Source organism: Lewinellaceae bacterium, from assembly GCA_020636135.1.
Classification (GTDB): Bacteria; Bacteroidota; Bacteroidia; order Chitinophagales; family Saprospiraceae; genus JAGQXC01.
This window is the reverse complement of record JACJYK010000001.1, coordinates 986,135-998,227: the sequence shown is the minus strand read 5'-3', so window position 1 is coordinate 998,227 and position 12,093 is coordinate 986,135. Positions and strand designations below refer to the sequence as shown.

9 protein-coding genes and 1 tRNA gene are annotated in these 12,093 nt (G+C 48.3%); 5 read left to right on the top strand and 5 right to left on the bottom strand.

Annotated features, from left to right (window positions below):
- The first annotated feature begins 9 nt into the window (after window positions 1–9).
- Window positions 10–1,344 (top strand): GHKL domain-containing protein, encoded by a 1,335-nt coding sequence (locus H6570_03680; protein ID MCB9318356.1) that lies wholly within the window; start codon window positions 10–12, stop codon window positions 1,342–1,344.
- Window positions 1,345–1,364: 20 nt separating this feature from the next.
- Here the strand turns inward: H6570_03680 and H6570_03675 are convergent, their stop codons facing one another.
- From H6570_03675 to H6570_03655, 5 genes are all read right to left on the bottom strand, one after another.
- Window positions 1,365–2,543, bottom strand: a complete 1,179-nt coding sequence (locus H6570_03675; protein ID MCB9318355.1) for an acetyl-CoA C-acyltransferase — start codon at window positions 2,541–2,543, stop codon at window positions 1,365–1,367.
- Window positions 2,543–3,319, bottom strand: coding sequence for an enoyl-CoA hydratase/isomerase family protein (locus tag H6570_03670; protein ID MCB9318354.1), 777 nt, complete (start codon window positions 3,317–3,319; stop codon window positions 2,543–2,545). Before H6570_03670 ends, H6570_03675 begins: the two co-directional genes overlap by 1 nt.
- Before the next feature lies 1 nt (window position 3,320).
- Window positions 3,321–5,369, bottom strand: a complete 2,049-nt coding sequence (gene paaZ, locus H6570_03665) for a phenylacetic acid degradation bifunctional protein PaaZ (GenBank protein MCB9318353.1) — start codon at window positions 5,367–5,369, stop codon at window positions 3,321–3,323.
- 6 nt (window positions 5,370–5,375) lie between these two features.
- Entirely contained in the window at window positions 5,376–6,590 is a 1,215-nt protein-coding gene (locus tag H6570_03660) for an acetyl-CoA C-acyltransferase (protein ID MCB9318352.1), read from the bottom strand.
- 121 nt (window positions 6,591–6,711) lie between these two features.
- The gene (locus tag H6570_03655; GenBank protein ID MCB9318351.1) at window positions 6,712–8,259 is read right to left on the bottom strand and encodes an FAD-dependent oxidoreductase; all 1,548 of its coding nucleotides are present in this window, start codon (window positions 8,257–8,259) and stop codon (window positions 6,712–6,714) included.
- Window positions 8,260–8,418: 159 nt separating this feature from the next.
- Between H6570_03655 and H6570_03650 the strand changes: the two genes are divergently transcribed.
- From H6570_03650 to H6570_03635, 4 genes are all read left to right on the top strand, one after another.
- Window positions 8,419–8,491: transfer RNA gene (locus tag H6570_03650), tRNA-Met, on the top strand.
- 366 nt (window positions 8,492–8,857) lie between these two features.
- The gene (locus H6570_03645; protein MCB9318350.1) at window positions 8,858–10,078 is read left to right on the top strand and encodes a membrane dipeptidase; all 1,221 of its coding nucleotides are present in this window, start codon (window positions 8,858–8,860) and stop codon (window positions 10,076–10,078) included.
- 115 nt (window positions 10,079–10,193) lie between these two features.
- A complete protein-coding gene (locus H6570_03640; GenBank protein MCB9318349.1) occupies window positions 10,194–11,147 on the top strand; it encodes an aldo/keto reductase in 954 nt (317 codons plus the stop codon).
- Between the two features lie 157 nt (window positions 11,148–11,304).
- Window positions 11,305–12,093 carry an OmpA family protein gene (locus H6570_03635; protein MCB9318348.1) on the top strand — a complete coding sequence of 263 codons (789 nt, stop codon included), beginning with the start codon at window positions 11,305–11,307 and terminating at the stop codon, window positions 12,091–12,093.

The following is a 12,093-nucleotide window of genomic DNA, read 5'->3' as shown; positions in this document are numbered from 1 at the left end:
ACATCGTTAATGTTCCAACATTTTAAAGTCAAGGTCGTTTCCTTCCTCATTGCCATCCTCATCCTGATTTTGCTCTTTACATACCTGTGGCAGAGGGATGGATTAAAAATGCATCTGATGCTCTTTATCCCGCTGACCGGAATTTTGATCTGGCGGCTGTTTCGTCTTGTTGACAAGACAAATTCGGAGGTGGCAACCTTCTTATCCAATATCCGCTACAACGATTATGCAGTCAGTTATCCGGAAAATAAAAATGTACAGGATAGTTACCAGGATCTTCACAGTGCATTTAATCTGGTCAATGAAAAATTCCGCAATATCCGGTCGGAGAAGGAGGCTCAGTTTCAATATTTACAAGCCATTGTTGAAAATGTAGATGCCGGACTGATTTGCTTCGAGCAGAACGGTAAAACTGTCCTGATGAACAAGGGCATCCAGCAATTACTCCACAAATCCTATTTCCCCAACTTCTCAGCGGTCGAACGATACAATGTTAACCTGTACGATGCACTCCAAAATATTCAACCCGGGGAGAAAAAGCTTGTCAAGCTGGTCATTGAAAATCAAATCAAACAAATAGCCATCCGGAAGACCATCCTGAAGCTCCGGGACGAACCTCTGCACTTGTTTGCCCTGCAGAATATCCATGCGGAACTGGAACAGCAGGAGGTCGACTCCTGGCAGAAGTTGATCCGGATCCTTACTCATGAGATCATGAATTCGATCACCCCGGTGGTGTCGCTGGCTGCCATGACCAATGAAATGCTTAATTCCGATTCACTGGAAGAAGCCAATGTACAGGAAGACATCAGAAAGTCCATTCAAACCATTGAGCGGCGGAGTAATGGTCTGTTGCATTTTACGGAAACCTACCGCCAGCTGACCAAGATACCTCCTCCCAAGTTTCAACAAATAGATCCCACGAACCTGCTGGATCAAACATTCGTCCTGTTCACCAAGGACATTCAGGAACGACACATCACGATCGAAAAGCGATATCCTACCTATCCGGTCACAGCATTGATGGATCCGGATCTGATGGAACAGGTTTTTATCAATCTAATCAAGAATGCGTTGGAAGCCATGACGAAGACGGATGATCCGGTCCTGCAGGTAGCCATTATTAAAAATTCTCAAGGCGCAGTGGAGATCTCCATCCTGGATAATGGGTCCGGCATTTCCGATTCACTGGCTGATCAAATATTTGTTCCATTTTTCACAACCAAGAAAAATGGCAGCGGGATTGGGCTCAGCCTGAGCCGCCAAATCGTCCAGATGCATAAAGGTCATATTTTTGCCACTTCCATCCCCGGTCAGGGCACCTGCTTTACCATTCAGATTTAAATGAAAACCTGCCAGGAATCCTAGATCTTTTCCAGAATAATTGCAGAAGCTCCGCCACCACCATTACACAGTGTTGCCAGGCCGTATTTGGCATCGTGGTCCTGTAATACATGCTGTAAGGTACAGACGATGCGAGCGCCGGAAGCACCTAATGGATGACCGAGGGACACCGCACCACCATTCACGTTCACCTTCTCGGGATCGATGTCGAGGATCTGATTGAAGACCATGGTCACCACAGCAAAGGCTTCATTGACTTCGTAATAATCAATGTCCTCTTTAGTCAATCCCGCACGCTGCAGGGCTTTCGGTGCTGCCAGGGCGGGTGCAGTCGTAAACCACTCCGGTTCATGGGCGGCATCGGCATAGCTCACGATGCGGGCAATGGGTTTCAGACCGTATTTTTTAATGGCATCCTCGCTCGCGAGTACAAGTGCTGCCGCACCATCGTTGATGGTTGAGGCATTGGCAGCCGTCACGGTGCCTCCCTTGGAAAAAGCCGGCTTTAGGGCCGGGATCTTGTCAAATTGAACCCGGTGGAATTCTTCATCTTCGGTCATCATCACCGGATCCCCCTTGCGTTGCGGTATCGGAATCCCTACTATCTCGTTTCTGAACTTGCCATATTCTGTTGCCCGGGCCGCTTTCTGGTAAGACTTGATGGCAAAATCGTCCTGTGCTTCCCTGGAGATATTGTATTTTTCTGCAGTCCGGTCCGCATAGATACCCATGGGTTCATGACCGTAAGCATCATTAAGACCGTCGCGCTGCAATCCGTCGATCAGCTCTCCTCCACCGTATTTATATCCCCAGCGGGCATTGGGAATGTAATACGGAATATTGGACATTGATTCCATGCCTCCGGCAACAACCACATCGGCAAGACCCAGTTGGATGGCCTGTGCACCAAACATGATGGATTTCATTCCGGAGCTACACACTTTATTGATAGTGGTACAGGGCACGTTGATGTGGATCCCCGCACCCAGAGCTGCCTGTCTTGCAGGTGCCTGCCCCACATTTGCCGAAACCACATTACCCATAAATACTTCTTCAACGGCTCCCGGGTCGATGTTGGCGACGGCAAGTGCACCTTCAATGGCTTTGCTACCCAGTGCTGTTGCACCAAACATAGCCAGCTGACCGCCGAAACTACCTAAAGGGGTTCTAACAGCCGAAATGACATAAGCTGATTTCATTATTCCTGACGTTTAATCTTGTTTTGAATGCTTTGAATTTTATGCTTGACAAAATCGGATAAGACCAGCTTTCCGCTTATCCTGGCACGGTCCGCCAATAGCTGATCCCAATGTTCTGTCCCCTCCCAATTTACAATTTTCAGGGCTTCAATCGCAGCAGGATGATAACGATCAATTTGGGCTACATAAGCTGTGATTGCCTGATCCATCAGGCTGATATCCTGGTAGATCTCCTGAAAAAGCCCCTGGTCCTTCGCCCATTGGGCGTCAAACCATTGTTCGGGATTCCAGGCCATCGTAGAAAATGCAGACTTCCCGGTCTTCCGTTCTACTGCAGGTCCGATAACAAACGGTCCGATGCCTATGGCTAATTCACTGAGCCGAACCGACGATTCAATGGTGGCAAAACATACATCGGTTGCAGCAGCAAGACCCACTCCCCCGCCGACAGCCTTACCCTGCACCCTGCCGATGATCAATTTTGAAGAGGTCCGGCAGGCATTAATGATCCGTGCAAATCCGGAGAAAAATTCGAATCCACCGGCCTCGTCCCTGATCGCCGCCAGTTCATCAAAGTCTGCACCTGCACAAAACGTCCGGTCACCGGCACTGGTCAACAGGACTGCAACAATACCTGGTGTATTCTCCAATGCTTTTATGGCTTGCTCCAGTTCAGCCAAGAGCTTGCCGGGCAATGCATTATGGGCCGGATGAAAAAATTCGATCCGCCGCACCCGATCGTTGATGGCTGTCGTTTGCACATACCCCTCTTTCATCTCAATCCTGATTTCTTTTTTTAACCATGGTGAGAACAACGGCTAATGCTACCGGCTCGTTGGATTCATCATAGACTTCCACATCCCATTTTACGATTCCTTTGGCAATATCGGTTTCATCCCTTTTGTCCTGGTTAATTTTTTCTTTCACAGTCAGTTTAACCCCGATGGTATTTCCCGGATAAACCGGTTTGGTAAACCGGCATTCATCGATGCCGTAGTTCAACAATACAGGTCCTTTGCGTGGCTCAACAAATAATCCGGCAGCTTTAGCCAACAGGAAGTATCCATGTGCAACCCGCCGTTCAAAAAGGGTACCCTCGAGAGAAGTTTCATCGACATGTGCGTAGAAGTGATCCCCACTTACATTTGCAAAGTTAACAATGTCGGCCTCGGTCACCGTATGTTTTGCAGTGATCCACTGCCCGCCAATCTCAAGGTCTTCAAAATAACGACGAAACGGGTGCACCTCATCGTGAGTCACCTTACTACCCCGCTGATAAATGCCTGTGACATGCGTTATGGTGGTGGGACTTCCCTGGATAGCGGTGCGCTGCAGATAATGCAATACGCCCCGTTTACCGCCCATTTCTTCTCCCCCTCCGGCCCGGCCCGGCCCTCCGTGGATCAACGTGGGCAAGGGTGACCCGTGACCAGTGGACTCTTTCGCACAATCTCTGTTCAGGATTAACAATCGCCCGTGATGGGCCGCAGCTCCGAGGACAAACTTCCGGGCCAGGGCATCATCGTATGTCGTCATGCTGGCTACCAGTGATCCTTTGCCCATGCGGGCCAGCATCAATGCTTCATCCAGGTCCCGGTAAGGAATCAGACTACTCACCGGACCAAATGCTTCAACCTCATGTACCGCTACCTGATGGAAAGGGTCATGCACTCTCAGCAAAATGGGACTCATGAAAGCTCCTTTCCCGGGATCGGCGGCGTGGGCTTCCACCTGGTGCGGGTCGCCATAAACGATCTTGGCCGACTGGGTCAATTGGGTGATACGTTCACGAACTTCGGCAACCTGATCCCGGCTGACCAACGCACCCATCCGTACGCCTTCCCGCTGCGGGTCACCGATCGTGGTCTCTTGCAATACGGAAACAAGTGCCGCCTGGACATCCCCGGTCAATTTTTCAGGTACCAATATCCTGCGTATTGCCGTACATCGCTGACCACATTTGATGGTCATCTCTTTACGCACCTCCTTGATGAATAAATCAAATTCCGGAGTACCAGGGTAAGCATCATCTCCGAGAATCGTACAGTTTAATGAGTCGGCCTCCAGATTGAATGGCACTGCTTCGCTTAGCACACGCGGATGTGATTTAAGCTGCAGGCCAGTAGTTGCAGATCCTGTGAAGGTGACCACATCCTGGTACATGACGTGATCAAGGAGACCACGGCCGCCACCTGCAATCAACTGCAAAGCGCCGTCAGGCAATATACCGGAGTTGACAATATCGCGCACCATGGCTTCGGTCAGGTAAGCCGTGACTGTGGCCGGTTTTACAATAGCCGGCACACCTGCCAGCAGATTGACCGCTATTTTCTCCAGCATGCCCCAGATGGGAAAATTATAGGCATTGATGTGAATGGCGATGCCTTCGCGGGGAACCATGATGTGATGCCCGATGAAGGTACCACCTTTTGAACTCGGGACCGCATCGCCTTCCGTATAGAAAGGTTGATCCGGAAATTGTCTCCTCAGGCTGGCATTGGAAAATAAATTCCCGATACCTCCTTCGATATCAAACCAGCTGTCTGCGCGGGTAGCCCCGGTCTGATAAGAAATGGGGTAATAATTTTCCTTCATGGTGTATAGATAGGATGCCAGCTTTTTCAGCATCCGTCCCCTTTCGTGGAATGTCATTCCACGCAATACAGGGCCTCCGACGCGGCGTCCGTATTCCAGCGCATTGCCCAGGTCGATACCATCACCTGCTGCACGATAAATGGGATCTCCGGTGATGGCATGATACAGAATCTTGCCCTGGCCTGCTCCTTTTTGCCATTTACCTTCAATAAAATGTTCCAGTTGCTGCATGTCTGATTAGCTTCTTTCTAATAATACGGCATATCCCTGTCCGACCCCGACACACATGGTTACCAGGGCATAGCGTTTCATTTGATTGGCCAGTTCCAGTGCTGCTGTAAGGAGGATGCGTGCACCGGTCATGCCTAGTGGATGCCCGAGGGCAATGGCACCTCCATTCGGGTTGATACGCGGATCATCCTGGGGCAGGCCGAGCTCCTGGAGGCAGGCCAGGACCTGAACAGCAAATGCCTCGTTGATTTCAATAATGTCCATGTCACCCAGTGTGAGTCCGGTCTTAGCCAATAATTTTCTCGTAGCCGGCACCGGTCCGATTCCCATCATTCGAGGCTCGACACCAACGACTGAAGAAGCGACAATTCTGGCCAGCGGTTCAAGTTGATGGCGATGGACTGCATCTTCACTCGCGATCAAAAGCGCAATGGCACCATCATTCAACCCGGAAGAATTACCGGCGGTCACGGTACCACCTTCCGCAGCGGTCAGAAAGGCAGGATTCAGTTTCGAGAGCCCTTCCAGTGTGGTTTGTGGTTTAATAAACTCATCCTTTTCAAAAAGAAGCGGATCTGCTTTTCGTCTGGGGATCTCGACGGAAACAATTTCTTCCGCCAGCCGTCCACTTGCATCTGCGGCACTCGCTTTTATTTGTGAAGATAACGCAAAAGCATCCTGGGCTTCGCGGCTGATGTGATAAGCCTGTGCCAGGTTTTCAGCAGTCGCACCCATGCTGTCAGTGCCAAATCGCTCATGCATGTTGGGATTGATAAACCGCCAGCCGAAGGAGGAATCAAATAGCTCAACATCACGGCCAAATGGCATCGCTGATTTGGAAAGCACCCAGGGGGCCCGTGTCATATGTTCGACACCTCCGGCGATCAGCAGGTCTGCATCGGAGTTGGTTATGGCATGGTGCGCGTGGATGACGGCACTCATTCCACTGGCACAAAGCCGGTTGATGGTTTCTCCGGGTACCGACCAGGGCAACCCTGCCAAAAGCAGTGCCATGCGGGCTACATTCCGGTTATCCTCACCGGCCTGGTTTGCGCATCCCAGTAACACATCATCATATTCTTCAAAGGGGATTCGTCCGTACCGATCGACCAGATGACGTATCACGCCGGCAGCCAGATCATCGGCTCGTACTGTACTTAATGTTCCACCGAATTTACCGATAGGGGTGCGCACTCCACCAACAAGAAAAGATGGTCGCATTATCGAGATATTTTGGTTTGGCTGTGGCTAAAGATGAAAAAAATTTAGGCATTTCCGTATGATTTCGCCTGGATCCGGGTCATGATCTCTGACAAGAGCGGTAAGCTGATTCGGTCAGGGCCTACTCCAGGGCCTTTTTCAGTTTGGTAACCAGATGTTTGCGTATTTCCAGCAACCTTAACCGGGTTATGGATTTAACGGTTGAGCTTCGTGTCCCTTTTCCTAAAACGTCCAGCTCACCGAAATAATCGCCTCGTTTGAGCTGACCAAGCTCATGACCTTCTTTGGATATAGCTGCCTCACCTTCATAAATAATAAACATGGTATTTCCATCTTCTCCTTCAACGATCACATCCTGTCCTGGTTCAAAAAAAAGCTCCTTAACCTGCAGCTGCTTATCCGATTGGTAACTTGCAATATCCCTTCCTACGAAAGGCCAGATACACCAGTCAATTGCCGTGCGTATCTTCTTTTCCCAGATCGGCAAATACTTGAACATAAAAATCCGCCAGGCCACCCAGGCTAGCCACCCGGAGAAGGGGATACCATACAAATGCCCTACGGCACGTCGGTGTGCCAGCGTGCAGGCATCTCCCAAACCGGTAAAGCGATATTGAGCAAGGGGTTTATTGTGGATTGAGCGCAAAATATTCTTGCTAATTTGTTTTCCGGCTTTCATCGCATAAATCGCCAGAGGGGGACAATATCCTCCTTTCGGATGCGGAGCAGCGGCGCAATCTCCCCCTGCCCACAGGTTTTCCTTTCCAGCCAAACGGAAATAGGCATCGGTCAACAACCGGCCCGATTCATGCCGCTCTACCGGCCATTGGTCGAATAAAGGTGATTGTGCATTACCTACACAACTGATGATGGTCCTGGAACTGATCTCAAGTCCTTTGTTGGTGCGGGCAGAAACAGGTGTTGCGGACTGGATCCGTTCATTATAATGGATCTGAATATTGGTTTCACTGATCTTTTTTTCAGCATATTTAAGCAATCCGGGAAACCGTTCACCCAGTTCCGGAAGGATGAATGCACCGGAATGCAGCACAATGATGCGGACCTCCTCATATCCGATCTGGGGAAAATAATATCTGGTCATATCACCCGCAAATTCATCCAGTTCCACGGCAACCTCGATACCGGCATAATTGCCTCCAGCGATGACAAAGGTGAGCAGTTCCCTGCGTTCTTCTGGGTCCTCTTCTATGGATGCATATTCGAATAAGGAAATGATGTGATTTCTTAAGCTCACCACATCAGAATACACTTTTAGCCGAAAGGTGTTTTCCGAAACACCGGGATATTTATCCAGATCATCGGTAGAACCCATGCCAATGATCAGGTGGTCGTAGTTGATCCGGAAGCGTTTCCCATCCAAAAGGCGGGTTGTAACGACTTCTTTGGCTTCAAAGTCCACTGACTCGATCTCCCCATTAATAAAGTCAAGACCTTTAAACAGTTTTCTGGCTGGGCTTACAATATCTCCGAGTGAAAGTTTACCTGTCAAGACTTCCGCCACCAATCCATGGAAGACATGGTAATTGTTACGGTCGATAACGGAAACTTCTACGATGCCTTTGCGAATGCTTTTCATCAAGGTCCGTACGGCATGGATGGTCAGATAGCCAGCTCCCAGACAGACGATTTGTAAGGGTTTGTTCTTCATAGCCATTGAAATTAACGAATGCCGGGATTTCGTTGTAAAGAAATTACCGTTTAGTCGGAACGTCCATCTAAATTTTACAAAATGCATATGGAGGCTTGCTTTTGAAAATTGATTTCGTATATTTGCATCCCTGTTTGTTTAGTCAAACAGATATTACATCGCGGGGTGGAGCAGTTGGTAGCTCGTCGGGCTCATAACCCGAAGGTCGCAGGTTCGAGTCCTGCCTCCGCTACAAAAGGAAAGGGAATCCAATTTTTGGGTTCCCTTTTCGTTTTTACTACCTAACTCGTCGACTCATTTAGTCAGCTGACGGACGCAGTACTTGTTCCGCCCAAGCGGGATTCGACTTCCTCTTCCACTCCAAAGAGAAAGCCCGGCACTTCGTATTGGGCTTTTTTATTCCATTCTTTTTACCACGCATCTCAATGTGAAGTCACTTGTTCTAGCCTTTAACCCCATATTTCAAGCAGTATGCCTCTGCATTTTTCCAATCCATAAAATCTTCAAGGAACCAACCTGTTGTTTTTCATTATCTTTCTTTATTCGAGAACGTAGGCAAATCCAGGTAAACACGCTTAACACAGAGGAAAAAATTTATATGAAAAGGCTACACCTATTGTCACTTTTGATTTTTGTCAATTGCCTCGTTCAAGCGCAGAACGAATATCCGAGAAGTGAAGCCAAAGCCGAAAAAATTGTAGCCTCTGTATTAAGAAATTCGCCAATAATAGACGGTCATAATGATTTATTTGCCTGGTATTATGGCTGCAACTACAAACATCTTCCCAAGTGCCCGCAGGACATTGATGATTACCCCCTGGACCAGATTACAGCAGGACAGACTGATATTCCCAGATGGCGGAAAGGCGGTGTGGGTGGTGTGCAGATTAATGTGGCAAGTGATTCACTAAGCAGTTTACTGGACGCTTATGACTTACTCTACCGCCTTCAAAATACCTATACCAGCGATTTAGAAATTGTACGAAGCTCTTATGAAATGGGAAGAGCAATGAATAAGGGTAAAATTGCGTTACTTCCCATGCTTGAAGGGTCTGATGCTTTACAGAATAAAACTTCTTTGCTCCGTACATATTACAAGCTGGGATTGCGCTGTGTGACCTTCACTTATCACACCAGCGAACTTGCAGATGGCAGCGATGATGAACCACGGAACAATGGCCTTTCAGCATTGGGGAGAGAATTCGTTCAGGAAATGAACAACCTTGGGATAATCATTGACATGAGCCATATCTCCGCTAAGTCGATGAGTGATATTTTGGCGATCTCAAAAGCTCCGGTGATCTTCAGTCATTCCAACGTACGAAAATTAAGCGATGTTAACCGCAACGTGCCCGACACCATTTTACTCAAGTTGAAATCGAATGGAGGATTGATTATGATTGACATGGTTGCTGAACACAGCAGCATGTCGTTTAGCCGATGGATGAATCAGGGAGATTCACTTTATTATGCTTTCATGAAAGAATTTCCAGGAGACAATGCGAAACTTCAAGAAACTATGGAAGCATGGGAAAAGAAATATCCGATGCCGTTGGTGACGGTATCTGATGTTGCGGATCATTTTGATTACGTAAAAAAATTAATTGGTATAGATTACATTGGCATCAGTGGTGACTACGATGGGATGGATTATCCCATACCAGGGCTTGAAGATGTGTCTTGCTTTCCAAAGGTTTTAATTGAACTAGCCAAGCGTGGTTGGTCCAAAAGAGAGTTAAAAAAAATTACTTGTGAAAATTATTTACGGGTATTTTCGGCGATTGAGCAAAAAGCCCAAAAAGTGCAGCAAACCGATTGACGGAGCACATCCATCCTGCATAAACTCCCGGTAACTCCAAACCATAACTTAATCAGGTTGTTAGATTGGCGGCTTGAGGAGTCTTCTCCCCTAACATTGAAAAAGGAAATAAATCATGTCAACGGTTAAATTAGGATCACAAGGCCTGCAGGTGCCAGCCATTGGTCTTGGCTGCATGGGCATGTCGGACTTCTATGGTTCTTCATCAGAAGCCAATAACCTGGCGGTGCTGGACCGGGCTGTTGATATCGGCTGCACCTTTTGGGACACCGCCGATATGTATGGTCCGTTTACCAATGAACAACTTCTGGCCAAAGCGTTACGGGGACGCAGAAACCAAATCACCCTGGCCACTAAATTTGGGATCTCCCGGGGAGAAGACGGTAGCTGGCTGGGCACAAAAGGAAGTGCATCCTATGTCAGGGCAAGTTGCGAAGCTTCCCTGAAACGCCTAGGTACCGACCACATTGACCTTTATTACCAGCACCGGGTTGACCCAAAGACACCCATCGAAGAAACCGTGGGCGCCATGGTCGAACTGGTAAAAGCAGGCAAAGTTCGCTATATCGGATTGTCGGAAGCCGATCCGGAAACAATTGCCCGGGCACACGCAGTACACCCTGTCAGTGCCCTGCAAACAGAATATTCCCTGTGGTCCAGAGAAGTAGAGGCTGAAATCATTCCTACCCTAAAGCGGCTGGATATCGGCTTTGTAGCCTACAGTCCACTGGGTCGTGGATTTCTCTCTGGTTCGATCCGCTCACGAAAAGATCTGGAGCCGGGTGACTGGAGGTTGCAGAACCCCCGGTTTTCCGAAGAAGCGATTGCGAAAAACATACAGTTAGCCGATGCCGTAGCCGAGGTTGCCACAGAATTGAATGTTACGCCGGCACAGGTAGCGCTTGCGTGGTTATTGTCCAGGGACATCCCGATATCCGCCATACCGGGAACCAGGAGCATACCACGGCTGGAAGAAAATTGGAGCTCCCAGGAGATCAGACTTCAGGACCAACACCTGAAACGCCTGGAGTCGCTCATTGACGAGGGGGTTGCCGGAAACCGTTATTGATGAACCTGAGAGGTCAATCGACGGCATTGGAGGTTAATGCTTTGGATTAAATTCACTTCATGCGACGCAACTTCGCGTGAATATTATGAATATTAGGTTTTGACCCCTATTTTTGGGGAGGAAAAGACTCTTACATAATTCTTTAAAAAGGCGCATAATGAAAAAGACGAAGATTTGGATGCTACCATTGTTATTGCTTGTGTTGTTGTCTTCATGTGTAAGCACAAAGAAATTCAATGCACTGCAAAGTGAAAAGGATGAACTTGCTGCCAGCATGGCCAAGATTGAGCAAAAAGTGAACATGCTGGAAGAAGAGAACACCAAGCTTAACAGCGAAAAAGCCACCCTTGATCAAAACATCAGTCAGGTCCGTACCCAGCTTTCATCTACAGAAACCCAACTGAAAGATGTTGAGAAAAACCTGAATGACAAGCAAGTACAAATTAATCAGATCCGTTCTGCTATGGATGAGGCATTCACCACCGTAGAAGACGCCGTACTGGAATCCAATCAACGTCTGGTTGAACTGGAAGACATGCTATACGTCGACATGGATGATCCTATCAACTTTAAAACCGGGTCTGCTGTGGTTAGTAAAGACGACCAGGAAACACTGGACAAAATTGCTACCATGCTGAAAGCTAATCCTGATATGCACTTTATCGTTGAAGGTCATGCGGACAAGCGTTCCATTCATACGGACAAATACCAGGACAACTGGGATCTGAGTGCTGCCCGCAGTATTGAAGTTGTGCGTAAGTTGATCAAGATGGGCGTAGATCCAAAGCAACTTACTGCTGCCGGCCGGGCCGAGTTTATGCCTACCGCTGAAGGTACCGACGCGGATTCACTGGCTAAGAATCGTCGTACAGAAATCATTGTTGTACCCAACATTGGCAAATTGTACGAAATGCATAAGAACAAAACATTGGGTCCTAAGAGCTGA